At 72.5% G+C, this 25,075-nt stretch carries 22 protein-coding genes and 1 riboswitch; of the genes, 3 read left to right on the top strand and 19 right to left on the bottom strand.

Annotated elements, in window-relative coordinates; translation table 11 throughout:
* Nucleotides 1-62 precede the first annotated feature (62 nt).
* Nucleotides 63-872, top strand: coding sequence for an AsnC family protein (locus LWP59_RS11365; RefSeq protein ID WP_144639301.1), 810 nt, complete (start codon nucleotides 63-65; stop codon nucleotides 870-872).
* A 111-nt stretch (nucleotides 873-983) separates the two neighbouring features.
* Here the strand turns inward: LWP59_RS11365 and LWP59_RS11360 are convergent, their stop codons facing one another.
* From LWP59_RS11360 to LWP59_RS11345, 4 genes are all read right to left on the bottom strand, one after another.
* Nucleotides 984-1,910 (bottom strand): RluA family pseudouridine synthase, encoded by a 927-nt coding sequence (locus LWP59_RS11360; RefSeq protein ID WP_144639303.1) that lies wholly within the window; start codon nucleotides 1,908-1,910, stop codon nucleotides 984-986.
* The gene (gene lspA, locus LWP59_RS11355) at nucleotides 1,907-2,464 is read right to left on the bottom strand and encodes a signal peptidase II (RefSeq protein ID WP_144639305.1); all 558 of its coding nucleotides are present in this window, start codon (nucleotides 2,462-2,464) and stop codon (nucleotides 1,907-1,909) included. The genes LWP59_RS11360 and lspA overlap by 4 nt, the downstream gene beginning before the upstream one ends.
* A 46-nt stretch (nucleotides 2,465-2,510) precedes the next feature.
* Nucleotides 2,511-3,806 (bottom strand): aminotransferase class V-fold PLP-dependent enzyme, encoded by a 1,296-nt coding sequence (locus tag LWP59_RS11350; protein WP_144639307.1) that lies wholly within the window; start codon nucleotides 3,804-3,806, stop codon nucleotides 2,511-2,513.
* Nucleotides 3,807-3,841: 35 nt separating this feature from the next.
* A riboswitch (SAM riboswitch) is annotated at nucleotides 3,842-3,956 on the bottom strand.
* Between the two features lie 15 nt (nucleotides 3,957-3,971).
* Nucleotides 3,972-5,450, bottom strand: coding sequence for a potassium/proton antiporter (locus LWP59_RS11345; protein WP_144639309.1), 1,479 nt, complete (start codon nucleotides 5,448-5,450; stop codon nucleotides 3,972-3,974).
* Nucleotides 5,451-5,536: 86 nt separating this feature from the next.
* On the opposite strand from LWP59_RS11345, the gene LWP59_RS11340 reads away from it, so the two are divergent.
* Complete coding sequence (locus LWP59_RS11340) at nucleotides 5,537-6,106, top strand: hypothetical protein (protein WP_144639311.1); 570 nt, start codon at nucleotides 5,537-5,539, stop codon at nucleotides 6,104-6,106.
* A 19-nt stretch (nucleotides 6,107-6,125) separates the two neighbouring features.
* On the opposite strand, the gene LWP59_RS11335 is transcribed toward LWP59_RS11340, so the two are convergent.
* Entirely contained in the window at nucleotides 6,126-6,815 is a 690-nt protein-coding gene (locus tag LWP59_RS11335; RefSeq protein ID WP_144639313.1) for an ArsR/SmtB family transcription factor, read from the bottom strand.
* A 67-nt stretch (nucleotides 6,816-6,882) separates the two neighbouring features.
* On the opposite strand from LWP59_RS11335, the gene LWP59_RS11330 reads away from it, so the two are divergent.
* Nucleotides 6,883-8,256 (top strand): MFS transporter, encoded by a 1,374-nt coding sequence (locus LWP59_RS11330; protein WP_144639315.1) that lies wholly within the window; start codon nucleotides 6,883-6,885, stop codon nucleotides 8,254-8,256.
* Here the strand turns inward: LWP59_RS11330 and LWP59_RS11325 are convergent.
* The 14 genes from LWP59_RS11325 to murD all read right to left on the bottom strand — a co-directional run bounded on the left by LWP59_RS11325 (nucleotide 8,160) and on the right by murD (nucleotide 25,074).
* The gene (locus LWP59_RS11325) at nucleotides 8,160-9,734 is read right to left on the bottom strand and encodes a penicillin-binding transpeptidase domain-containing protein (RefSeq protein WP_144639317.1); all 1,575 of its coding nucleotides are present in this window, start codon (nucleotides 9,732-9,734) and stop codon (nucleotides 8,160-8,162) included. The genes LWP59_RS11330 and LWP59_RS11325 overlap by 97 nt on opposite strands.
* A gap of 56 nt (nucleotides 9,735-9,790) precedes the next feature.
* A complete protein-coding gene (ileS, locus tag LWP59_RS11320) occupies nucleotides 9,791-12,985 on the bottom strand; it encodes an isoleucine--tRNA ligase (RefSeq protein ID WP_144639319.1) in 3,195 nt (1,064 codons plus the stop codon).
* Between the two features lie 288 nt (nucleotides 12,986-13,273).
* Nucleotides 13,274-13,864, bottom strand: coding sequence for a hypothetical protein (locus LWP59_RS11315; RefSeq protein ID WP_144639321.1), 591 nt, complete (start codon nucleotides 13,862-13,864; stop codon nucleotides 13,274-13,276).
* Nucleotides 13,865-13,952: 88 nt separating this feature from the next.
* Nucleotides 13,953-14,792, bottom strand: a complete 840-nt coding sequence (wag31, locus tag LWP59_RS11310) for a DivIVA-like cell division protein Wag31 (protein WP_144639323.1) — start codon at nucleotides 14,790-14,792, stop codon at nucleotides 13,953-13,955.
* A gap of 54 nt (nucleotides 14,793-14,846) precedes the next feature.
* Nucleotides 14,847-15,131, bottom strand: a complete 285-nt coding sequence (locus LWP59_RS11305; protein WP_186383275.1) for a YggT family protein — start codon at nucleotides 15,129-15,131, stop codon at nucleotides 14,847-14,849.
* A 177-nt stretch (nucleotides 15,132-15,308) separates the two neighbouring features.
* Nucleotides 15,309-15,905, bottom strand: coding sequence for a cell division protein SepF (locus LWP59_RS11300; RefSeq protein WP_144639325.1), 597 nt, complete (start codon nucleotides 15,903-15,905; stop codon nucleotides 15,309-15,311).
* A 39-nt stretch (nucleotides 15,906-15,944) separates the two neighbouring features.
* Nucleotides 15,945-16,688: a YggS family pyridoxal phosphate-dependent enzyme gene (locus LWP59_RS11295; RefSeq protein ID WP_144639327.1), complete on the bottom strand. Its 744-nt coding sequence runs from the start codon at nucleotides 16,686-16,688 to the stop codon at nucleotides 15,945-15,947.
* Nucleotides 16,685-17,386, bottom strand: a complete 702-nt coding sequence (gene pgeF, locus LWP59_RS11290) for a peptidoglycan editing factor PgeF (protein WP_144639329.1) — start codon at nucleotides 17,384-17,386, stop codon at nucleotides 16,685-16,687. The genes LWP59_RS11295 and pgeF overlap by 4 nt, the downstream gene beginning before the upstream one ends.
* 31 nt (nucleotides 17,387-17,417) lie before the next feature.
* Nucleotides 17,418-18,689 (bottom strand): cell division protein FtsZ, encoded by a 1,272-nt coding sequence (gene ftsZ / locus LWP59_RS11285; protein ID WP_144639332.1) that lies wholly within the window; start codon nucleotides 18,687-18,689, stop codon nucleotides 17,418-17,420.
* A gap of 296 nt (nucleotides 18,690-18,985) precedes the next feature.
* On the bottom strand, nucleotides 18,986-19,774 hold the full coding sequence (locus LWP59_RS11280) for a cell division protein FtsQ/DivIB (RefSeq protein WP_144639334.1): 789 nt from the start codon (nucleotides 19,772-19,774) through the stop codon (nucleotides 18,986-18,988).
* Nucleotides 19,775-21,163 carry a UDP-N-acetylmuramate--L-alanine ligase gene (gene murC / locus LWP59_RS11275; protein WP_144639335.1) on the bottom strand — a complete coding sequence of 463 codons (1,389 nt, stop codon included), beginning with the start codon at nucleotides 21,161-21,163 and terminating at the stop codon, nucleotides 19,775-19,777. It lies immediately after the preceding gene.
* The gene (murG, locus tag LWP59_RS11270) at nucleotides 21,160-22,248 is read right to left on the bottom strand and encodes an undecaprenyldiphospho-muramoylpentapeptide beta-N-acetylglucosaminyltransferase (protein WP_373299925.1); all 1,089 of its coding nucleotides are present in this window, start codon (nucleotides 22,246-22,248) and stop codon (nucleotides 21,160-21,162) included. The genes murC and murG overlap by 4 nt, the downstream gene beginning before the upstream one ends.
* 20 nt (nucleotides 22,249-22,268) lie before the next feature.
* A complete protein-coding gene (gene ftsW / locus LWP59_RS11265; RefSeq protein WP_144639340.1) occupies nucleotides 22,269-23,702 on the bottom strand; it encodes a putative lipid II flippase FtsW in 1,434 nt (477 codons plus the stop codon).
* Nucleotides 23,689-25,074 (bottom strand): UDP-N-acetylmuramoyl-L-alanine--D-glutamate ligase, encoded by a 1,386-nt coding sequence (gene murD, locus LWP59_RS11260; RefSeq protein ID WP_144639342.1) that lies wholly within the window; start codon nucleotides 25,072-25,074, stop codon nucleotides 23,689-23,691. Before murD ends, ftsW begins: the two co-directional genes overlap by 14 nt.
* Between the last annotated feature and the right edge of the window lies 1 nt (nucleotide 25,075).

Genomic DNA, 25,075 nt, shown 5'->3' with positions numbered 1-25,075 from the left:
GTGGGTACGACGCCCGGGGCGAACAAGCGCATGCCGAGCGCGAACAGGTAGCGTTTCCGGCTGTGGCCGTGACCGATCCCGTGGACGCCCGCCTGCTCGCCGCGCTGGCCGAGGTGGGCAAAGTGGCGGTGCACGAGCTCGCCGCCAAGGTCGGGATGGACCCGCGGGAGGTGGCTTACCGGCTGGTCGCCCTTTCCGGCAGCGGACTGCCGTTGCTGGTCGGCGTCGAGAGCGACCCGAACGGCCTGCGCGCCGCGCTCGCGGGCGCACGACCGAGGCCGGTCGCCCCACCCCCGCCCGCGCGCTATGCCGCGCCGCAGTCCGGCCCGATCCCGCCGCCCCAGCCCGCGCCGCCGCCGCGCCCGGTCGATCCGGTGATCAGCACGTGGGGCCCGCCGCAGACGGCGTCCTGGGCCCGGGGTGATCGCAAGCCCGCGCAGCCGCCACGGCAGCGGGCGGGCAGGATCGGCGACGCGCTGCCGACGCAGGGGCTGGAAGGTGAGCAGCTGAGCATTCAGCTGCTGGAGGTGCAGGACCCGGCGGACTACCTGTTCGGGGCCGCGGGCTACCGGCTGGACGAGGGCGAGCGCGCCGTCGTCGTGCACACCGAGATCACCAACCGCGGCGGCGTGCCGTTCGTCTCGCTGCCGGACAACTATCTGGAGCTGGTGACCGCCGCGGGCAAGGCCATCACGAAGGCACCGGTCTCGCTGACCTCGCGGCCACCGCACAAGATCGGCCTGCAGCCGGGCGAGACCGCGGGCGGCCACACGGTGTACATCCTCCCCGAGGCGACGCGGGTGACCTCGCTGCGGTGGAGCCCCCGCCCCGAGCCGGACGAGCGCACCCTGACCTGGTCACTGGGGGATTAGGTTCCGGCGTTGGTGGCCGGCCCCCGGCGCACAGCGGCGACCCGAACGCCCAACCACCCACACGAGGCGAACCCGGCAACGACAGCCAAGAATGCTCGCGCGCAGCCCTGCCTAGTCCTCCGCCCTCAGGACTTCCAGCGCGTGGGCCAGGTCGTCCGGGTACTCCGCCTCGAACTGGACCCACCGGCCGTCCGCCGGGTGGGCGAAGCCCAGGGTCCGGGCGTGCAGCCATTGCCGGGTCAGGCCTAGCTTCCGCGCCAGCACCGGATCCGCCCCATAGGTCAGATCCCCGACGCACGGGTGCCGCAGCGCCGAGAAGTGCACGCGGATCTGGTGCGTCCGCCCGGTCTCCAGCTTCACGTCCACCAGGGACGCCGCGCGGAAGGCCTCGACCACCTCGTAGTGCGTGACGCTCGGCCGACCGCCCGCGACGACGGCGAACTTGTAGTCGTGCCGCGGATGCCTGTCGATGGGCGCGTCGATGGTGCCGCGCGTCGGGTCCGGGTGGCCCTGCACGACGGCGTGGTAGCCCTTCTCGACGGTGCGCTCCTTGAACGCCCGCTTCAGCACCGTGTACGCGTGCTCGCTCTTCGCCACGACCATCACGCCCGTCGTCCCCGCGTCCAGCCGGTGCACGACGCCCTGCCGCTCGGCCGCACCCGAGGTCGAGATGCGCAGACCGGCCGCCGCCAGGCCACCGACAACCGTCGGGCCCGTCCAGCCCGGGCTCGGGTGCACCGCGACGCCGACCGGCTTCGACACCACCACGATGTCCTCGTCGTCGTACACGACGCGCATGCCGGGGACCGGTTCGGCGACGACCTCGACCGGGCGGTCCGGGTCCGGCAGGGTCACCTCGAGCAGCCCGCCCGCGGCGAGCCGGTCCGACTTGCCCACCGGCTTGCCGTCCACCAGCACCTCGCCCGACCCGGCCAGTTCGGCGATCACCGTGCGGGACAGCCCCAGCAGCTTCGCGAGCCCGGCGTCGACACGCATCCCGTCGAGCCCGTCCGGCACGGGCAGCATCCGCGTGCTCACTTCTTGGCCCGCCGGGTCCCGTCGTAGTCCCGCCCGAGCAGCGACAGCAGCACGATCAGCACCCCGCCGACACAGATGCACGAGTCGGCGACGTTGAACACCGGCCACACCTCGGCGTTCGGCGCGAACACCGAGATGAAGTCGACGACGTGGCCGCGCAGCGGGCCGGGCGCGCGGAAGATGCGGTCGAGCAGGTTGCCCAGCGCCCCGGCGAGCACCAGGCCGAGCCCGACGGCCCAGCCCGCCGAGCGCAGCCGTCCCGCGAACCAGATCAGCACGACCACGACGCCGATCGCGACCAGGGCGAACACCCAGGTCAGCCCGGTGGCCATGGAGAACGCCGCGCCCGGGTTGCGGACAAGCTGCAGGTAGACCAGCCCGCCCAGGATCCGCACCGGCGCGTGGTCCTCCAAAGTGGACACCACGATGACCTTGCTGACGATGTCGAGCGCCAGCGCCACCGCCGCGACGCAGGCCAGCAGCACGACCCGCCGTTTCGGCGGCGCCGACTGCCCGGGCTCGATCTCGGGCTGCGATCCCTGTTCGGTGCTCACCAGGCCATTGTCCACGTCCGGCCCACCCACCCGCCGCCGAGCCTCCTCAGCCGAGGAACGCGGGCAGCGGGCGCGGGTCGGGCACCGGGGCCCAGCGGCCCGCCACCCGGTCGTAGGCCCAGCGCGGGCCGCGGGCGACGACCTGCCGCAACGCCAGCACCAGCCGGTCGACGTGGCCGGCCGTGGTGCCCAGGCCGAGGCTCACCCGCAGCGCCTGGCCGCCGGTCAGCCGCCGGGTCGCGATGTGCGCGCAGAAGGCGCCGTCGCGGACGCCGATGCCGTACTCGGCCGACAGCACGGCGGCCAGCCAGCCCGGCTCGTATCCCTCGACCGTGAAGCTGACGGTTCCGACGCGGTCGCCGTCGTCGTCGAACAACCGCAGCTCGGCCAGCCCCGGCACGCCCGCGAGCCCCCGGCGCAGCCGGGTCAGCAGTTCGTGCTCGTGCTCGGCCACCGCGGCCCAGTTCCGCGCGAGCTGCTCGCAGGCGACGCCGAGCGCGTGGACGCCGACGGTGTTGGGCGAGCCGGCCTCGTGCCGCTCGGGACCCACGTTCCAGACCACGTCGCGCTCGGTGACCAGCTTCGTCGCGCCGCCGCCCGCGAGGTACGGCTGTGCCGCCCGCAGCCAGTCGGAGCGCCCGACCAGCGCGCCCGCGCCGAAGGGCGCGTACAGCTTGTGCCCGGACAGCACCACGTAGTCGACGTCCAGCTCGCGCAGCGAGACGGCCCGGTGCGGCGCGAGCTGGGCGGCGTCGACCGCGATCCGGGCACCGTGCCGCCGGGCGACGGCGGCGATCTCGCGGACCGGCAGCAGCTCGCCCGTCACGTTGGACGCCCCGGTCAGCACGACCAGCCGCGGGCCCACCGGAGTGGCGGCGAGCGCACTGTCCACAGCGGACACCGCGGCGAGCCGCGTGCGAGGTGTCGGGATGCGCTGCACGTTCGGCCCGCGCCACGGCAGGAGCGCGGCGTGGTGCTCGGTGTCGAAGACCACGACAGAGGTGTGCCGCGGCACGCTGCGTGCCAGCAGGTTCAGCGCGTCCGTGGTGTTGCGGGTGAAGATCACCGTGTCGCCGGCGCGGGCGTCGACGAAGCGGCGCAGGACATCGCGGGTGCGCTCATAGACCTTTGTGGACACTTGCGAGGCGAAGCCGGCGCCCCGGTGCACACTCGCGTACCACGGCAGGAACTCGTCGACGGCGTCGCGCACGGCGGCGAGGCAGGGCGCGCTCGCCGCGTGGTCGAGGTTCGCGTACTCCACGGTCTCGCCGGTGACGAGCGGGACCTGGGTGTTGAGCGTAGCCGGCAGACAGGTCCGGACGGGGTCGAGTGCGAGTGTCATGGCGCCTCCTCGGGCGGTCCTGGGGACCCACGAGGGGCCCGCGCTTGCCCGCCGCACCGCGCGGCAGGCCAGGTCCTCACCCGGGGCACCCCACCGCGGTTGGAGGGTTGCCGGCCAGCTAGCCGGGGCTACGCGCTGGCACTCATGACCTATCACGGAACCCTATCAGTGCCCCGACTCCCCGCGCCAGCGAGCCAGCGGGCCTGCCCGGTCGACCGCCCGCAACCGCCGTTCGGCCGAGACCAGTGCGGACTCGGTGGCGACCACCAGCAGCTGGTCCCCCTCCTGCAGCCGGCTCGTCCGCTGCGGGGTGAAGCTCGCGCCGTCCCGCACGATCAGGCTCAGCGACGCCCCGGCCGGCAGCCGCAGCTCGCTGAGGTACACCCCGTGCAGCCGCGACCCGCGCTGGACCCGCACCTGCAGCAGCGCCGCGCCCAGCTCGTCCAGCGGCGCCGCGTCGACCTCGATCTCCTGGGGCTCGGTCTCGGCGGCGAGGCCGAGCCGGCGCGCCACCGGCGCCAGCGTCGTGCCCTGCACCAGGGTGAGCACGATCACGAGCACGAACACCGCGTCGACGAGCCGCTCCGCCCCGGGCAGGCCGGTGGCGAGCGGGATCATCGCGAGCACGATCGGCACCGCCCCGCGCAGTCCCGCCCAGGACAGGAACACCTGCTCGCGCCAGGGCACCTTGAACGGCAGCTGCGAGAGCAGCACCGACAGCGGCCGGGCGACGAGCAGCACCACGGCCGCGGCGACCAGCCCCGGCACCACGGCGTCGAGCAGTCGCTCCGGCGACGCGAACAGGCCCAGCAGCACGAACAGGCCGATCTGCGCCAGCCACCCCATCCCCTCGGCGAAGGACAGCGTGTCCGACCGGTGCGGCAGCCGGGCGTTGCCGAGTACGAGCGCGGCGACGTAGGTCGCGAGCAGGCCCGACGCGTGCGCAAGCTGACCGGACGCGTACGCGACGATGCACATCGCGACGGTCGCGAGCGGGTACAGGCCCGTGGCCGGCAGCGCGGCCCGGCGCAGGGCGAAGGCCCCCACCCAGCCGAGGGCGGCGCCGATCGCCAGTCCGGCGAGCAGCTCGTAGACCACCAGCAGCGGCAGCGTCCAGTCGACGCGCGTGCCCTCGGCCAGCACGACGACAAGGATGTAGACGGGCGCGTCGTTGATGCCGGACTCCAGCTCCAGCGCGCCCACCAGCCGTTTGCGGATCCCGACCGTGCGCAGCACCGAGAACACCGCGGCGGAGTCGGTGGAGGCGAGCACCGCGCCCCACAGCAGCGCCATCCGCCAGTCCAGCCCCAGCAGCCAGTGCAGTGCCGCACCGGTGGTCGCGACGCTGATCCCGACGGCCACAGTGGACAGTACGATTCCCTGTCCCAGTGCGGGTTTCACGGAGGACCAGCGGGTGGTGAGCCCGCCTTCGGCGAGGATCAGCACCAGCGCGGCCAGCCCGAGCGACTGGGTGAGCGAGGCGTCGGAGAACTGGATGCCGAAGCCGGCCTCGCCCAGCAGCACGCCGAGCCCGAGGTAGATCAGCAGCGAGGGCAGGCCGACGCGGGTGGACAGCCGGACGGCGAGCACCGCGGCCAGCAGGACGGCCGCGCCCAGGCCCAGCACGACCGGAAGCTCCGCCACCGCCACCTCCCCTTTTCGGACCCAGGGTATAGAAGCGGCGGGAAAATCCGTGGACCGACGCCCACCCGGCACCGGATGCTGGGCGCGTGCTCGTCTTCTTCCACCCCTGGCCCGGCGGGGGCACCCGCACGGTGCTGCACCGCGATGACCGCGTCACGCTCGAAATGCGCTCCTACGACCGGAAGTGGCGCGTGCCGCACGATCTGGCACACGCTGTGACCGAACGCGAGCTGAACCTCGGCAGCGGCGTCTTCGGCTGTCTCGCCGCCGGCGCGCTCTTTTCGTCCACGCGCGTGCTCGACGGCCGCACCCGCTACGACGCACGGGAACGCAGCCGTCGCCTGCTCGCGCACCACCAGCGGGACGTCGCGGTCGCCGAGGTGCTGGCGTCGGTCGTGCACGACGCGGTCGAACACGGCCGTGGAGCGCCGTTCCGCGCCGCGCTCGCCGCGTGGGGCTCACTGCGCGAGGAGCCGTTCCCCTACGGTGAAATGGACTTGCAGCGCGCCACCAGCACGCTGACGAGACTGGCCGACGCGTTCGCGCACCTGCCGCCGGGCGTCGGGCTGCGCTTCGAATGGCCGCGGCGGCTCACCGCCGGCGCAGCGCCGGCGCCACGTCCGCGGTCCCGGCGGGTCCCGCGTCGCACGCGATAACCCTTGTTCCCCAACGAAATCAGGCCACTCCCGACTGCACGAGACTGTCCGGCGCAACACCGAGACCCCGGAACGGCTCCGCCGCCAGCAGCCGGACCGCACGACGCGGCTCGCGGCGGAGCCAGCCCGCACCGACGGCGTGCTCGAGCAGCGCGGCGGGCAGGGCGCCGCCGAAGTGGTCGCGGCGCTCGGTCCAGTCGAGGCAGTCGCGCAGCAGGGGGCGCCGCCCGTGGGACGGCACTGCCACGCCCAGGTCCACCAGGACTTCGCGGCCGTGTCCGGTCAGGGTGAGCCCGGCGGCGACGTCGACGATCCCGGTGCGCACCATGCCGTCGCGGATCGCGACGCCGAGCGTGCCGGCGAGGTGGTCGTAACACGTGCGTGCGAAGGCCAGTCGCTGCACGCGCAGCGACTCCTTCAGGCCGCGCGCGGGCCGGTGCTCGGCGTGCTGCGCCAGATGCTCGATCAGGTCGGCCACCCGCGGGTCGGCGATCCGGACGTAGTTGTGCCGCCCCTGCTTGGCGCCGCTCACGAACCCGGTCTCGCGCAACCGCGCCACGTGCTCGCTGGCCGTCGACGGCCGCACCCCGGCCGCCTTCGCCAGCTCGCCGACCGTCCACGCGCGCCCGTCGAGCAGTGCGAGGCACATCGCCGCGCGGCTCGGCTCGGCGAGCACCGCGGCGACCTCCGCGAGTCCGACGGTTTCCATGGCTTCCACGCTAGCCGGGCGACGGTTCGGCCGTCACCGACACGTCGCGCTCCTAGCGTCGGGAGGAATGAGCAAGCGGCTGACACTCCTGTCCCTGTGCCTGGGCCTGTTCCTCGCCCAGACCGACACCACCGCGGTCAACCTCGCGCTGCCGGCGATCGGCGAGAGCCTGCACGGCTCGCTGGCGGACCTGCAGTGGGTGATCGACGCCTACAACGTCGCGTTCGCCGCGCTGCTGCTGACCGGCGGCACCCTCGGCGACCGGTTCGGCCGGCGGCGACTGTTCCGGTGCGGGATCGCGGTGTTCGTGGCCGGTTCGCTCGCGTGTGCGCTCGCTCCCGGCACCGGGGTGCTCGTCGCCGCCCGCGCGATGCAGGGCGCGGGCGGGGCACTGGCGATCCCGCAGAGCCTCGCGCTGCTCGCGGTCGTCTTCCCGGGCCGGCGGGAGCGCAACCGGGCGATGGCCGCCTGGTCGACCGTCACCGGGGTGGCGCTCGCCAGCGGCCCGGTGCTGGGCGGGTTCCTCGTCGAGCGGGCGGGCTGGCCGGCGATCTTCTGGCTCAACGTGCCCGTCGGCCTGGCCGCGCTCGGCCTGACCTTCGCCGTGCCGGAGTCCGCGGACGGCCGCCCGCGGGGCATCGACGTGCCGGGACAGCTCCTGGCCGTGCTCTTCCTGGGCGCGCTGACCTACGCGGCCGTGCAGACGGGGGTCGTGCCGGGCGTGGTCGCGGTGCTCGCGGGCGCGGCCTTCGTACTGGTGGAGCGCCGCGAGCGGGCCATGCTGCCGCTGGCGCTGCTGCGGCGCGGGCAGTTGCGGGTCGCGGCAGTGGTCGCGCTGTGCATGACGTTCGGGATGTACGGCTTCCTGCTGCTGGCGAGCCTGCACCTGCAGCAGGTGCGCCACGCCGACCCGCTGCACGCCGGGCTGCAGCTGCTGCCGCTCCCGGCCATGGTCGTGCTCGGCTCGCCGCTGACGGGACGGCTGGTGAACCGCATCGGCCCCCGGCCGGCGATGGCCGCCGGGATGACGCTGATGGGCGGCGGGCTCACCGCCTTCGCGCTCGCGGGCCCCACGGCACCCCTGCCGTACCTGGAGGTCGTGTTCGCGGTGCTGGGGGCCGGGCTCGCGCTCAACACCGGCCCCGTGGTGAACGTCGCGGTCAGCGCCGTGTCACCGGACCGCGCCGGGCTGGCCGCGGGCGTGGTGAACCTGGCGCGCATGTTCGGCGCCGCGCTGGGCGTCGCCGTGCTCGGGGTGGCGCTGGCCGCGGCCGGCCTGCGTGCCGCGCTGGCCATCGGGGCGGCGGTGGAGCTGGCCGGGGCCCTCGTCGCGTGGTTCGGGGTTCAGAGCCGCGAGAGGAAGGCCGCCGAGGTCGACACCGCGGGCTTGGACGAGTCCGCGCCGAGCAGCAGCGCCGAGAACGCCAAGTCGTCGCGGTAACCGGCGAACCAGCCGTTGGCGTGGCTGCCGTCCCCGAACTGCGCGGTGCCGGTCTTGCCGTAGACCTTGCCGCTGCCCGCGAGCCCGGTCGCGGTCCCGCCGGTGACGACCTCGCGCATCATCGACCGCAGCGTGCCCAGCACCGCACCCGAGGGGGGCTGGTAGCCCGTGGTCACCGAGGTGGCGTAGTCCCGCACCAGCTCCGGGGTCACCGCCTTCCCGGCACAGACCGTCGCGGCCATCAGCGCGAGGCCGAACGGGCTGGCCTGCACCGCGCCCTGCCCGATCGCGGACTCGACCTGGTCCGCGGCGCCGGTGGAGGGCACGACCTTGCCCGCCTCGGTGGTCATCCCGGGGACGTCGAAGTCCGCGTTCAGCCCGAACTGGCTCGCCGCCTTGGCCAGCGCGTCGGCCGGCAGTTGCGAGGCCAGCTGCGCGAACGTCGTGTTGCACGAGTGCGCGAACGCCGAGTGCAGCGGCAGCGGCGGGAGCGAGAACTGGTCGTCGTTGGGAATCGTGCGCTGCCCGAGCTGCACGGTGCCCGGGCACGGCAGCACGGTGTCCGCGGTCGCCACCCCGGCCTCCAGCACGGCGGCCGCGGTCGCGATCTTGAACGTCGAGCCCGGCGCGTACAGCCCGGTCAGCGCGTTGCCGTCGGTCACCCGCGAGTTCTGGGCGACGGCGAGGATGTCCCCGGTCGAGGGCTGGACGGCGACGAGCATGGCCGGCGTGCCCGCCGCGTCCACCGCCGCCTGCGCCGCCGTCTGGGCCTTGCTGCTCAAGGACGTGGTGAGCGTCTTCGTCCGCGCCGGGCCCTCGCTGTAGAGGCTCGTCACCTTGTTCGCGCTGTCGATGAGGACCACCGCCCAGCCCTTGCCGGTGTCGCTGGCGAGGCGGCCCACCCCGGGCAGCACGAGCGGCGCGAAGGCCGGGTCGATGGCCTTCGGCCCGTCCGCCTGCCAGGTCATCAACGGCTTGCCGTCGCGGTCGCTCACCGCCGGCCCGTCGGACGCGCCCCGCACGGCCAGGCGGTCACCTGGGCGCAGTTCGGGGTGGATGACGGCCGGGGTGAAGTGCACCCGCCAGCCGTTGTCGCCATGGCGGAGCTCGAGATTGTTGTCGTAGTTCCACACGCGGCCCGCGCCGAGGGTCCACTTCGCGTGGACGGCGGCGGTCTGGCCGGTCACCTGCTTCAGCGTCGCGGTGAACCCCGTCGGGGCCAGCGCGGTGCGCGCCGCCTTGAACGCGGCCGCGGCCGCCGCCGGGTCGTCGGTCAGCGCCCCGGCCGCGGTGTCGTCACCCGAGGACCACGCCAGCAGGTACCGGCTCACCACGTCACCGGAATCCTCCGAAGACGCCGCCGACGCCGTGTTCGGGCTGTCCGTGCCGCCGCGCAGCACCACGACCGCCGCCACGACGATCGCGACCACCACGACGGCGGCCCCGGTCAGTACCCATCTCTTCGCGGTCCGCGACACGATCGGCTCCCCAGCTTCTCCCCGTTGCCGGTAGATCGATCGACGCGGCCGCCCTGTTACGCCTTGACCACCTTCACGTGCACCTTGACGCCTTCGCCCACGGTGCCCTCGGAACCGCCGTCGACGGCCCCGTAGGACACCGAGACCGTGAGCGTCTCGCCCGCCAGGAACTTCTCGTGCTCCTTCGCGGCCGCGACGACGTCCTCGGGTGCGTCGATCGTCAGCTCGATCCGGTCGGCCACGTCGAGCCCGGCGTCGCGGCGGGCCTGCTGCACCACGCGGATCAGGTCACGGGCGACGCCTTCGACCGCGAGCTCCGGGGTGACCTCGGTGTCCAGCAGCACCAGACCGGACCCGCCCGGTAGTTCGGACGCCGCGGCCGCTTCGTCGCCGTCCTTCGCGACCAGGCGTCGCTCGTACTCGCCGTCCAGCAGCTCGATCCCGGCGGCGACCACGGCGCCCTCGGGCGAGGTCGACCACTCCCCCGCCTTCACGGCCTTGATCACCTTCTGCACGTCCTTGCCCAGCCGGGGGCCGGCCGCGCGCGCGTTGACCGCGACCTCGAACCCGCCGTGCGCGGCGACGTCCGTGCTCAGCTCGACCGACTTGACGTTGACCTCGTCGGCGATGATGTCGGTGAACGGCTGCAAAGAGGTCGCGTCCGCTGGGTCTTCCAACGCCACCAGCAGCTTCGCCAGCGGCAGCCGCACCCGCAGCTTGTTGGCCTTGCGCAGCGACAGCGCCGAGGAGCACACCTGGCGCACCCGGTCCATCGAACGCACCAGCGCCACGTCCGCGGGCAGCTCGTCCACCAGCGGCCAGTCGGACAGGTGCACCGAGCGCTCGCCGGTCAGCCCGCGCCACACCGCCTCGGTCGTGAGCGGCAGCAGCGGCGCCAGCGTCCGGGACGTCACCTCCAGGACCGTGTGCAGCGTGTCGATCGCGTCCTGCTCCCCAGCCCAGAACCGGTCCCGCGAGCGGCGCACGTACCAGTTCGTGAGCACCTCGAGGAAGTCGCGCGCGGTGGCGCAGGCGCCGGCGATGTCGCAGACGTCCAAAGCGGACTGGACGTCGGTCACCAGCTCGTTGGTCTTGGCGAGGATGTAGCGGTCCAGCACATGCTTGGAATCCGTGCGCCAGTGGCCTTCGACGCCCTCGGCGTTGGCGTAGAGGGCGAGGAAGTAGTACGAGTTCCACAGCGGCAGCACGGCCTGGCGCACCGCGTCGCGGATGCCCTTCTCGGTGACGATCAGGTTGCCGCCACGCAGGATCGGGCTCGCCATCAGGTACCAGCGCATGGCGTCGGAGCCGTCGCGGTCGAACACCTCGTTGACGTCCGGGTAGTTGCGCAGCGACTTCGACATCTTCTGCCCGTCGGAGCCGAGCACGATGCCGTGCGAGACGCACATGGTGAACGCCGGCCGGTCGAACAGGGCCGTCGCGAGCACGTGCAGCAGGTAGAACCAGCCGCGGGTCTGGCCGATGTACTCGACGATGAAGTCGCTCGGGTAGTGGTGCTCGAACCACTCCGCGTTCTCGAACGGGTAGTGCACCTGGGCATACGGCATCGAGCCCGAGTCGAACCACACGTCGAACACCTCGGGGATCCGGCGCATCGTGGACACCCCGCTGGGGTCGTCCGGGTTGGGCCGGGTCAGCTCGTCGATGTAAGGCCGGTGCAGGTCCGTCGGCCGGACACCGAAGTCGCGCTCCAGCTCGTCGAGCGAGCCGTACACGTCGATGCGCGGGAACTCCGGGTTGTCCGACATCCACACCGGGATCGGCGTGCCCCAGTACCGGTTGCGCGAGACCGACCAGTCGCGCGCACCCGCGAGCCACTTGCCGAACTGGCCGTCCTTGACGTGCTCGGGGTACCAGGTGATCTGCTGGTTCAGCTCGACCATCCGGTCCCGGAACTCGGTGACCTTCACGAACCACGACGAGACCGCGCGGTAGATGAGCGGGTTGCGGCAGCGCCAGCAGTGCGGGTACGAGTGCTCGTAGGTCTCGTGACGCAGCAGGATCGCGCCCTGCCGCGCGGCGGAACCGGTGCCGTTCTTCAGGTCGCGGATGATGTTCGCGTTGGCCTCGAACACCTGCTGGCCCTGGTAGTCCGGGACCTGCGCGTCGAACCGGCCGCGCGCGTCGACCGGGGTGACGGGCACGATGCCGTACCGGTCCGCGACGGCCTTGTCGTCCTCGCCGTAGGCGGGCGACATGTGCACCACGCCCGTGCCGTTCTCGGTCGTGACGAAGTCGGCCAGCAGCATCCGGTGCGCGTTCTCGTTGCCGAGGAAGTACGGGAACGGCGGCGCGTAGCGCAGGCCCTCCAGCGCGGCGCCCTTGTAGCGCGCGACAACCGGCGGCTCCTCGCCGAGTTCCTTGGCGTAGGCGGAAACCCGCGCCTCGGCGAGCAGGAAGCGCTTACCCGGCAAGGTCTCCGGCTCGACCACGACGTAGTCGAGGTCGGGGTGCACCGCGGTCGCCTGGTTCGACGGGAGCGTCCACGGGGTCGTGGTCCAGATGAGCACGTAGGTGCCGTCGAGGTCGTTGCCGTTGCCCTCGGCGCGGAAGCCGACGGTGACCGCCGGGTCCTGCCGGCTCTGGTAGACGTCGTCGTCCATCCGCAGCTCGTGGTTGGACAGCGGCGTCTCGTCACGCCAGCAGTAGGGCAGGACGCGGTAGCCCTCGTAGACCAGGCCCTTGTCCCACAGCTGCTTGAACGCCCAGATCACCGACTCCATGTAGGTGACGTCGAGCGTCTTGTAGTCGTGCTCGAAGTCCACCCAGCGGGCCTGGCGGGTGACGTACTCCTGCCACTCGCCCGTGTAGCGCAGCACGGACTCGCGGCACGCCTCGTTGAACGCGGCGATGCCCATCGCGTCGATCTGCGACTTGTCGGTGATGCCCAGCTGCCGCTCGGCCTCCAGCTCCGCGGGCAGGCCGTGGGTGTCCCAGCCGAAGCGGCGCTCCACGCGCTTGCCGCGCATGGTCTGGTAGCGCGGCACGATGTCCTTGACGTAGCCCGTCAGCAGGTGACCGTAGTGCGGCAGGCCGTTGGCGAAGGGCGGGCCGTCGTAGAAGACGTACTCGTTGTTGCCGTTGGCGCCCGCGTCGCGCGCCTCGACGGACGCCCGGAAGGTGCGGTCGGACTCCCAGTAGGCCAGCACGTCGCGCTCGAGCTCGGGAAAAGACGGCTGGGACTCGACCTGGCCCGGGGTCTGCTCCCCCAGCTGTGCCTTGGGGTACATCGGTGCGCTCCTCGCGGTTTCGTCGCTCTCGTATGGGATCTGCCGATCCCGCACGGGGACGAGACACACCGGCCGGCGCGTTCCGCGGTACCACCCCGCTTGCCCGCGCGTACGCGGGCCGCTCGTTCGGCGGCTGTCACGGGCCGCACCCGTCCGGTTCTACTGGGGCCGGTGGCCCGTTCTTCCGGAGGCTCCCCGGTGATGGCCGGATCCACGCCTTGCTGCAGTCAAGGTTAGCGCACCGGACACGCCGTTATGCCGATGGCCGCCGGGCCAGGGGGCCGGCCCTCAGCCCCGGGACTTCGACGTGGCGCGGTGCGCCGTGGCCAGCTTCGCGTCCGGGGTGCACCGGGCACACGGAGTGAAGCCCAGGTCCCGTGCCTCGTTGACCGCGATCGGGATCGTGTCCCGGTCGGCCAGCCAGGGGCAGTCGAGGACGTGGTAACGCGGGTACTCGTCGACCACGACGACCTCCGCGCCGAGCTTCGCGACCAGCTCGGCGTCGGCGGGAGCAGTCGCCTCCTCCGCCGGGTCGCCGCTCTCGGCCGACGACGCCTGGTCCTCGCCGGCCTCGCCGGTGACGGGCAGCAGCCCGGTCCCGCCGGACTCCGCCCGCTCGGGCTCCTCGGCGCTCTCGGCCGCCACCTCTTCGGCGTCGTCGTCTTCGCTCTCCTCGACGGGTTCGGCGTCCACCCGCGTGGCGGCGTGCACAACCCGGCGACGGGCGCTGCGGCGGCGGACGAAGTCCGCCACGAGCACCAGGCCGGCCAGTACCGACAGCACGATGGAGACCCAGGCCCACAGCGAGGTCGCCGTGATCAGTGCCGTGACCAGCAGCCCCAGGGCGGCCAGGACCAGGATGAGAACGATGTAGAGCACGCTGAATTACAACACGGACCACGGCGCGAAACGGTTCCGGCCCTCCCGGGGAGAGGACCGGAACCGGTTCAGTGCGTGAAGACGGGGGTCAGCCCGCTTCGGCCCGCGGGCCGAACGAGTACCCCTGACCGCCGCCGGAACCCGAGCCGGACCCGCTGGAGTTCGAGGACGCCGACGCCGGCGCCGCCGAACCACGGTCGTCCAGCTCACGCAGCTGCGACTCCAGGAAGCCACGCAGCCGGGTCCGGTACTCGCGCTCTATCGTGCGCAGCTCTTCGATCTTCTTGCCCAGCGTGGTCTTCTCGCTGTTCATGTTGTTCATGGTCTCGGTGTACTTGCGCTGCGCCTCGCGCTCCATCGACGTCGCCTTGTCGCGCGCCTGGCGTTCCAGGGTCTCGGCCCTGGTCCTGGCGTCGTTCAGCATCGTCTCGGCACGGGTGCGCGCCTCGTTCACCATCGAGTCCGACTTCGACCGCGCGTCCGAGAGCAGCTGCTCGGACTTGGCCCGCGCCTCGGCGAGCATCCCGTCGGACTCGGTCTTGGCCTCGGCCGTGAGCCGGTCGGCCATCTCCTGTGCCAGCCCGAGGACCTTGGCGGCCTGCACGTTCGGCTCGCCGTTGTCGGCCATCGAGTGGGCCTGGGTCTGCTCCACGGGCGACGGCGGCGGCACCGGGGCCAGCCTGCGCGAGGTCTCCTCGCGCACACCACCGCCCGCACGGGCGGAGTCGAGGTCGCCGCGCGCACTCTCCAGCTCGGCGTCGAGCTGCTCAACCTGCTGCCGCAGCTCGTTGTTGTCCTCGATCAGCCGGGCAAGCTCGGTCTCCACCAGGTCGAGGAACGCGTCCACCTCGTCCTCGTTGTAGCCCCTCTTGCCGATGGGCGGCTTGCTGAACGCGACGTTGTGCACGTCAGCGGGGGTCAACGACATCAGATCACCTCACGCACTCCATGGCCTGCTCCGACATCCCGGGTTTCCCCGATATCACCCGGGATACGCCAGTTGCATCAGTATGAACACAACCAACAGCAGCACCATAATCGATAAGTCCAGTCCGACGCCGCCAATGCGCACCATCGGGATGAGCCGCCGGACCAGACGGACCGGCGGATCGGTCACTGTGTAGATGGTCTCGAGCGTCACCGCAACCCCGCCCGCCGGCCGCCACTCGCGGGCGAAGGCGCGCACGAGTTCGACCACGACACGCGCTGTGAGCAGCAGCCAGAAGACGAACAGCACGTAGTAGACGACAAGCCAGAGCACATCCACGTCACCACTCTGCCACACCGGGCTCCAGCGCCACGCACCCGAGACGACCGAACTGTCCGGCTCGCGTGACCCTACTGTGATTTATCCAACGATGTCACCCGTTCGGAGCAATTTCTCACTCACCGCCACCGGGCAACTACGCCTCTCCCTGCACGGAACGAGAGACGATCACCCCGTTCAGTGACGAAGGAACAGCCCACCCTCGGCGATCCGCCGCCGCTCCTCCGCCGTCACCTCGACGTCGGGCGGAGACAGCAGGAACACCTTGTTCGTCACCCGGTCCATCGAGCCCCGCAGCGCGAACGCGAGCCCCGCGGCGAAGTCGACGAGCCGCCGCGCGTCGGCGTTCTCCATCTCGGTGAGGTTGATGATCACAGGCGTGCCCTCGCGATACGCCTCGCCGATCGCCCGCGCCTCCAGGTAGCTGCTGGGGTGCAGGGTGGTGATGCGGCTCAGCGGGTCGCGCTGGGCCACCCGCGTCTCTGGCACCGGGCGCAGCCGGGCCACCGGCTCCGGCTGCCGGTCCACCGCCAGTGCGCCGTGGACGGCCGGCTCGCGGCCGCCGTGCGACCGGCCCAGTGGTTCCTCGTCGTAGTCGGCCCGGTACCGTCGCCTGGAGCGCGCGGGCGGCTCCTCCTCGTAGGCGTCGTACGACTCTTCGGCGAACTCCTGCCGGTAGTCACCACCGTCGTCGTACCGGTCGTAGGAGTCGTAACCGTCTTCGTCGGCCGGGATCATGCCGAAGTAGGCCTTCAGCTTCTGCAGCGCACTCATGCCTCTCCCTAGCCGCTCCCTCACCTGATCACCCGAAGATCATCGCGCACTTCCGGGTGATCCGCTCTCCAGCGAGGCTAAACCGCGCCCACCGAGCAGCGCGGTTCCGACACGCACACACGTGGATCCGTGCCTGATCGCCTGTTCAAGATCACCGCTCATGCCCGCGGACAGCTCAGTGGCCTCAGGATGGTTGCGGCGCAGCCGTTCCGCGGCCTCGGCCAGCCGCTCGAAGGCCGGCCCGGGGTCGGCGCCCAGGGGCGCCACGGCCATCACGCCCCGCAGTCGCAGACCACCCGTGCGGGCGATGTACGCGGCCAGCTCGTCCAGTTCCGGCAGCGGGCAGCCACCACGCGCCGGGTCGCCGTCGATGCTCGCCTGCACGAGCACGTCCAGGCGCGGGCGCCCTTCGGCGAGCACGGCCTTGTCGAGTGCCCCCGCGAGCCGGACCGAGTCCACCGACTGCACCTCGTCGGCCCAGCGCACGACCGACCGCGCCTTGTTGCGCTGCAGCCTGCCGACCATGTGCCAGCGGACCGCCGCGTCCGGCCGCAGTTCGGCCACCTCGGCGGCCTTCGTGCCCGCCTCCTGGTCGCGGTTCTCGGCGAGGTCGGTCAGCCCGAGGTCGGTGAGCAGCGCGGCGTCCGAGGCCGGGAAGGTCTTGGTGACCGCGAGCATGCGAACCTCGGCACGGGCCCGCCCGGCCGCTTCGCAGGCACGCCGGACGCGTTCTTCGACCTGTTCGAGTGCTTTCGCCAGCGCGGCCTTGCGGTCGTCGCTCATTCCGGCTCGGTCCAGGTCAGCGCCGCGATCCGGCCGGTGGTGCCGTCGCGGCGGTAGCTGAACAGGCTCTGCTCCTCGAAGGTGCAGCGCGGGTCCACGCCGATCTTGCCGACCCCGGCGTCCGCGAGCTGCCGCCACAGTCCGGCCCGCAGGTCGAGCCCGGGGGTGCCCTTGCGGGTCCTGGTCGCGCTGCCGGGCAGGTGCTTTTCGACGTCGCGGGCCATCTCGGCGGGCACCTCGTAGTCCTCACCGCAGATGGCCGGGCCGAGCAGTACCTCGATGCGCCCGAGCTCGGCGCCCACCTCCTGCATCACCTTCAGCGCCGCCGGGAGGACGCCGATCCGCGCGCCCACGCGGCCGGCGTGGACCGCGGCGACCACTCCGGCTTCGGCGTCACCCAGGAGCACCGGCACGCAGTCGGCGACGAGCACCACGACGGCGACACCAGGGGTGGCGGTCACCAGCGCGTCGGTCGCCTCGGCCGGCGCGGTCTCGGTGCCGTCGACGACCGTGACGGTCCGCCCGTGCACCTGTTCCATCCAGGCGATCTTCGTCAGGCCCAGCTCGGCGGCCAGCCGTTTCCGGTTGGCCGCGACCGCCGCGGGGTCGTCCCCCACGTGATCGCCGAGGTTGAACGACTCGAACTTCCCCACCGAGGCCCCACCGGCCCGGGTGGTCACCACCCGTCTGATGCGCACCCCTTCACCTTCCCACGAACGAGCGCGGGGGTCAGCGGCGCATGAAGGGCGGCACGTCGACTTCGTCGTCGGTGGGGTCGTCGGTGACCGGCACGGCGCGGTTGGGCAGGCTGCCCTGGCCGTTGCGCGGCGCCGGGTAGCCGCGGGCGCTGCCGCCCGGCTGCGGCAGGGACGGCGACTGCGGCTGGTAGCTCGTGGACGCCGGGTTCCGCGGCGGCGTGACCGGCGGGTAGGCCCCGGACGCGGGCGGCGGTGTCGCCGGCGCCGGGGTGCGAACCTGGCCGGCCTCGGCGGAGACGGTGCTGCCCGACGGCCGCGAGCCCATGGCGGGCGGCTCCAGCTTCTTGTGCGTGGGCGCGCCCGCGTCGAACCCGGCCGCGATCACCGTGACGCGGACCTCGTCGCCGAGCGAGTCGTCGATGATCGTGCCGAAGATGATGTTGGCGTCCGGGTGCGCGGACTCCTGCACCAGCGACGCGGCCTCGTTGATCTCGAACAGGCCGAGGTCCGAGCCGCCCGCGATGGACAGCAGCGCGCCGTGCGCGCCCTCCATCGAGGCCTCCAGCAGCGGGGAGTTGATCGCCTTCTCCGCGGCCTGCACCGCGCGGCCCTCGCCGCGGGCCGAGCCGATGCCCATCAGGGCACTGCCCGCGCCGGACATGACGGACTTGACGTCCGCGAAGTCCAGGTTGATCAGGCCCGGGGTGGTGATCAGGTCGGTGATGCCCTGGACACCGGAGAGCAGTACCTCGTCGGCCGAGCGGAAGGCGTCCATCAGGCTGACGCCGATGTCACCGAGCTGCAGCAGCCGGTCGTTGGGGATCACGATCAGGGTGTCGCACTCGTTGCGCAGTGCCTGGATGCCGTCCTCGGCCTGCTTGCCGCGACGCTTGCCCTCGAAGGTGAAAGGGCGGGTGACGACTCCTATGGTCAGCGCGCCGAGCTTGCGGGCGATCGAGGCGACCACGGGAGCGCCACCGGTACCGGTGCCGCCGCCTTCGCCTGCGGTCACGAAGACCATGTCGGCGCCCTTGATCACCTCCTCGATCTCCTCGCGGTGGTCCTCGGCGGCCTTGTGCCCCACTTCGGGGTTGGCGCCGGCACCGAGGCCACGGGTGAGCTCGCGGCCGATGTCGAGCTTGACATCGGCATCGGACATCAGCAGTGCCTGCGCGTCGGTGTTCACCGCGATGAACTCGACACCCTTGAGGCCGACCTCGATCATGCGGTTGACAGCGTTGACGCCGCCACCGCCGATGCCGACGACCTTGATCACCGCGAGGTAGTTGTGCGGGGGCGTCATCGGGTCCGCCTTCCTGATCGTGAGTACTCGTACCGCTCGCCCGGAGTGGCACAACCGGAAACCTCAACCCGAGGTTTAGAGTTATGTCAACTTCTGGCTTGTTGCAGGACGGTAGGGATCAGGCACGCCGGAATCCAGCAGCCACGCCGCGTGTCGGCGAAGGCTTTTTCGCCACAACACTTTCGCGCGGGGCCCACTCCCCCGTCAAGCGGTCGCAAGGGAACCGCGCGGCGCGGGTCTCTTCCAGGTCACTTTGGACTCGGGCGCGATGTCGTTGCGCGGCAAGGCCGCCACCCTCACGAAACCGTCGGCAGGTCGGGGCTCGCGACGTCGTAGATCTTGCCCTCGCGGGTCAGCAGCACCGCCAGCACCTTCATCTTCCGGTCCGGCTCCTCGGCACTGCCCCAGCGCACGATCTTCCCGTTCGCCAGGGTGAACTCCACGCCGCCCGGGGTCTGCGCCCGCACGACGGTCACCTGGTCCTTCAGCGCCTGCGGCAGCGACAGCAGTACCGCCGTCACCGACCGGGTCACCGCGTCGTCCGGCGACACGTGCGCCAGGCTCAGCTCGGGCAGCTTCGCGGGCTTGTTCTGCACCGTCTTGTAGTCCAGCCCGGTGCCGTCCACCAGGTGCACCCCGCCCGCGCCCTGGAAGAACCCGATCGGCGACCGCTCGGTCACCGTGATGTCCACCGTGGACGGCCAGGAGCGCGACACGTCGACGGACGCCACGCCGGGCAGCCGCATGACGCGGTCGGCGATCTCGCCGGTGTCGACGAGCATCATCGGCTGGCGGTCGGGCACCGCGGCGGCCGCGCGGATCTGGTCCACCGGCACCGAGGACGCGCCTTCGATGTCGACCGAGCGCACGCCCAGCAACGAGGTGAAGCACACCAGGTAGGCCAGGGTGACCACGGTCAGCACCGTCAGCAGCGCGACCCAGCGCCGCCGCACCGCCCGCCGCCGGCTGAAGCCGGTCCCGGTCCGGGTGCGCGCGGTCAGCGGGCGGCGGCCACGACGGCTGCGGACCGGCGTCCCGGTGCCGCGCCGGGCGGCCGGCCTTCGCCGCTGCTCCCTCGTCGCCAATCAGGCCCCCGCGCGCCGGTCGAGCTCGGCGAGGATCTCCGGGCCGAGCTGCGTGACGTCCCCAGCGCCCATGGTGACCAGCAGGTCCCCCGGCTTCACCAGGTCGGCGGCCAGCGGCACCACCCGGTCGAACGCGGACTCGTAGTGCACGCCCGCGCCGGCGATCCGGTCCGCGATCAGCGCGCCGGTCACCCCCGGCTGCGGCTGCTCGCGCGCGCCGTAGACGTCCAGCACGACGACCTCGTCGGCCAGCGCCAGCGCCTCGGCGAACTCCGCCGCGAAGGTCTTCGTGCGCGAGTACAGGTGCGGCTGGAACACCACGATGACGCGCCCGGTGCCGGCCGCGTGCCGCACGGCGCGCAGCTGCGCCGCGACCTCCGTCGGGTGGTGGGCGTAGTCGTCGTAGACCCGCACGTCGCCCGCGCGGCCCTTGAACTCGAACCGCCGCCGCACACCGCCGAACGCGCCGAGCCCCTCGGCGAGGCCGTCGACCGGGGCGCCCAGCTCGATCCCGGCCAGCAGGGCGGCCACGGCGTTGAGCGCCATGTGCTCGCCCGGCACCGCGACCGGCACGGTGATCTCCTCGCCGTCCAGCGCGATCCGCACCGTGCCGCCGGTTTCGGTGGCCCGGTACTCCAGCACCCGCGCGTCGTGCTCGCCGGTCACGGTCCGGCCGTAACGCCGCACCCGGATGCCTTCGGCCCGCTCGGCCAGCGCGTTCGCCGCTTCGTCGTCACCGCAGACGATGAGCAGCCCGCCGGGCTGGACCCGCTTCACGAACTCGGTGAACACCGCCACGTACGCCTCGGGCGTGCCGTGGTGGTCGAGGTGGTCGGGCTCGACGTTGGTCACGACGGCGACCGACGGCGAGTAGGTCAGGAACGACCCGTCGCTCTCGTCGGCCTCGGCGACGAAGATGCCGCCCTCGCCGTGGTGCGCGTTGGCGCCGGACTCGTTGAGGTCCCCGCCGATCGCGAACGACGGGTCCAGCCGGCAGTGCTGCAGCGCGACCGTCAGCATCGAGGTCGTGGAGGTCTTGCCGTGCGTGCCCGCGATGCACGCGACGCGGTGCCCTTCCATCAGCAGCGCGAGCGCCTGCGCGCGGTGCAGCACCGGGATGCCGCGCTCGCGGGCCGCGGCCAGCTCGGGGTTGGTGTCCTTGATCGCGGTCGAGACCACGACCGCCGTCGGGCCGTCGAGGTTCTCCGCGCGCTGCCCGATCTCGATGCGCGCGCCCTGGGCGCGCAGCGTCAGGAAGGCGCGGGAGTCCTTGGCGTCGGAGCCGGACACGTGCGCGTCGCGGGCGAGCAGGATGCGTGCGATACCGCTCATGCCCGCACCACCGATGCCGATCAGGTGCGCGCGCTCGAGCTGCTCGGGGACCGTCACTTCGCCGCCTCCAACACGATCCGGGCCAGCACCTCGTCGGCCTCGCGGTGGCCCATGCCGACCGCGGCCGCGCCCATCTTCGCCAGTACCCCCGGGTCCGTGAGCCGCGGGATGACCAGCTCGGCCACCTTCGCCGGGGTCAGGTTCGCGTCCTCGACCAGCAGCGCCGCCCCCGCGTCCACCGCGGGCCTGGCGTTGGTGGTCTGCTCGCCGTTGCCGATGGGCAGCGGCACGAAGACCGCGGGCAGCCCGACCGCGGACACCTCCGCCGCGGTCATCGCGCCCGAGCGGCACAGCACCATGTCCGCCGCCGCGTAGGCCAGGTCCATCCGCTCCAGGTACGGCACCGGCACGTACGGCGGGCGGCCCGGGAACTCCTGCACGACCAGGGTGTTCTTCGGCCCGTGCGCGTGCAGCACGCCGACGCCGGCTTCGGCCAGCTCCTTCGCCGCGCCGGACACCGCGTTGTTGATCGAGCGGGCGCCCTGCGAGCCGCCGAACACCAGCAGCGTCGGCGCGTCCGGGTCGAGGTCGAAGTGCTTGCGGGCCTCGGCGCGCAGCGCGGCCCGGTCCAGCGAGGTGATCGAGCGCCGCAGCGGGATCCCGACGACCTCGGCGTTCGGCAGCGGGGTGTCCGGCACCGCGACCGCGACCCGCTTCGCGAAGCGCGCGCCGACGCGGTTCGCCAGGCCCGGTGACTGGTTGGCCTCGTGCACCACGATCGGCACCCGGCCGCGGGCGGCGAGGTACGCCGGGAGCGACACGTAGCCGCCGAACCCGACCACGACGTTCGCGCCGACCCGGTCGAGCACCGCACGGGCCTGCTTGACCGAGTCACGCACCTTCAGCGGCAGGCGGAACAGCTCGGCGGTCGGCTTGCGCGGCAGCGGGACCGGTGGGATGAGCTCCAGGGCGTAGCCACGCGGCGGGACGAGCTCGTTCTCCAGGCCCTTGGGGGTGCCCAGCGCGACGACCGTCGCTTCGGGGCACAGGCGCTTGACCGCGTCGGCGAGCGCCATGGCGGGCTCGATGTGCCCGGCGGTGCCACCGCCCGCCACGACGACGGTGGGGGCCCGTTTGCTCACACTGCCCGTAACGCCTTCAGTCACGTGGTTCCTCTTCGCGTCGAACGTCTACCGTAGTCCGGCGCCGCGCGCCGGCGCTCCGCCGGCTGGGCGGAACGGGTGCGGCGCGCGGACGGCCGGGCCCCGCGGGAGGCCGCCGCACGTCCGCCGCCGCGCCGCCGGGTGGGTGGGCGGTAGACGTCGGGTGCGGGCAACCGCAGGAGGCGACCGAATTTACCCGGTCCCTGCGAACGCAGTGCCGCGACCGACTCCGGCTCGTGCCGGGCCGCGTTCGCCAGCAGGCCCATCAGGAACATCGTGACCCAGATCGAGGTACCACCTGCCGAGATCAGCGGCAGCGTGACGCCGGTGACCGGCAGCAGGCCGACCACGTAGCCGATGTTGATCCCGGCCTGGGACACGGTGAACACGGTCAGCGTGCCGGCCACGATCCGGATCCACGGGTCGAGGTTGCGGGTGGCGATGCGCAGCCCGACGATCGCCAGGCCCACGAACAGGCCGATCACCACGATGCAGCCGATGAAGCCCAGCTCCTCGCCGATCACCGCGAAGATGAAGTCGTTCTGCACGTTCGGCAGGTACGCCCACTTCGACGGGCCCTGCCCGAGCCCCTTGCCGAACAGCCCGCCGTCGGCGAGCGCGTACTTCGCCTGGGTGGCCTGGTACGCCGAGTCGCTGGTGTCCGAGCCGGGCGACAGGAACGACAGCACGCGCGAGGCGCGGTAGCTCGCGGTCAGCGCCAGCACCACGACGGCGGCGAGCCCGCCGGCGCACATCACCGCGAACAGCCGTTTCGGGGCGCCGGCGAACCACAGCAGCGACGCGAGCACCACGCCGAGGGTGATGGTGCCGGACAGGTTCGGCTGCGCCATCACGAGCGCGAACATCAGCAGCGCGACCGGCACCACCGGCACCAGCAGATGGCGCCACTGGTGCAGCACCCCGTACTTGGTGACCAGCACGTGCGCGCCCCACAGCGCGAGCGCGACCTTGGCGAACTCGACCGGCTGGACGGAGAACGAGCCGATCACGAACCAGCGCTGCGCACCGCCGCCCGCCGAGCCCAGCGGCGTCAGCACGAGTGCGAGCATGCCGAGGCAGACCAGCACCGACATCGACGAGAGCGCCCGCGTGCGCTTGAGCGGCAGCCGCAGGGCAACCCAGAACACGATCGTGCCGGTGAGCACGAACACCAGGTGCTTCTTGAACAGCGAGTACACCCCGGAACCGGTGGCCGGGTCCACCGAGGCGACCGACGAGGCCGACAGCACCATCACGATGCCGATCGAGGTCAGCAGGCCGGTCAGCGCGAGCACCAGGTGGAAGTCGGCCAGCGGCCGCGACAGCCAGGCCGTCAGCGCGGTGTAGACCGAGCCCAGCTTGCCCTCCGGCCGCTGCCGCTTGCGGCGCGGCCCGCGCGCACCTGCCTGGGGCCTGTCCTCAACCGCGGTCATCCGCCCCGCCCGACAGGCCGCGCACCGCCTCCGCGAAGGCGTCGCCGCGGTGGGCGTAGTCCCGGAACTGGTCCATCGATGCCGCGGCAGGTGCCAGCAGCACGACGTCACCGGGACGCGCCAGCACTCGGGCCGCCTCAACCGCCGCATTCATGGGCTCATCGTCACCCGGCGGCACCTGCCGGACGGGGACATTCGGCGCGTGTCGCGCGAGAGCGGCCGCGATCACGCCGGAATCGGTGCCCAGCAGCACCGCGCCGCGCAGCCGCCCCGCCACGGCGGTGACCAGGTCGTCCACCTGCGCGCCCTTGAGCAGCCCGCCGGCGATCCAGACCACGTCGGGATGCGCGAGCAGCGAACCGGCGGCGGCATGCGGGTTGGTGGCCTTGGAGTCGTTGATGTAGCGGACGCCGCCGACCTCGCCGATCTCGACGGCCCGGTGCGCGCCCGGCCGGAAGTCCCGCAGCCCCTTCGCGACGGCCTCAGGGCGCACGCCGTGCGCCCTGGCCAGCGCGGCGGCCGCGAGGGCGTTGGCGATGTTGTGCGGGCCCGCGGGACGCACGTCCGCGACACCGCACAGCTCCTCGGCGCTGCTCGCCGGGTCCTGGACGTACGCGCGGTCGATCAGCAGGTCCTCGACCAGTCCCAGCTCGCCGGGACGCGGGGTGTCGAGGCGGAAGGCGACGTGCCGCGCGCCTTCGTGCCCGGCCGCGAGCCGCGTCGACCACGGGTCGTCGGCGTTGTGGACGACGACGGCCGCGTGTTCGAGGATCTTGCCCTTGTCCGCGGCGTAGGCCTCGATCGAGCCGTGCCAGTCGAGGTGGTCCTCGGCGACGTTGAGCACCACCGCCGCGTGCGGCGCGAGCGTGCTCGACCAGTGCAGCTGGAAGCTCGACAGCTCCACGGCCAGCACGTCGTACCCGGCGTGCACGGCGTCCAGCACCGCGAACCCGACGTTGCCGCAGGCGACGGCGTTGTGCCCGGCGGCCCGCAGGATCGACTCCAGCATGCCGACCGTCGTGGTCTTGCCGTTGGTGCCGGTGACGGCGAGCCAGACCGGCGGCTTCTCCCGCGCCCGACCGAGCCGCCAGGCCAGCTCGACGTCGCCGATGACCTCGATCCCCGCCTCGGCGGCGGCGACCAGCAGCGGCGAGGTGGGCCGCCAGCCCGGGCTCGTCACGACGAGGTCGACGTCCGCGGGCGGCTCGGTGAGTCCCGCCGCGGTCTGCGCGCCCGTGCCCTCGAACTCGGCGAGCCGCGCGGCGTTGCCGTCCGCGACGGTGACGCGTGCGCCCAGCTCGAGCAGTGCGGGGACGGCCGAACGGCCGGTGACCCCGGCCCCCGCGACGAGGACGTGACGTCCGGCGAACACC

The organism is Amycolatopsis acidiphila (assembly GCF_021391495.1).
GTDB classification, from domain to species: Bacteria; Actinomycetota; Actinomycetes; order Mycobacteriales; family Pseudonocardiaceae; genus Amycolatopsis_E; species Amycolatopsis_E acidiphila.
This window is presented reverse-complemented; position numbering and strand designations above follow the sequence as displayed.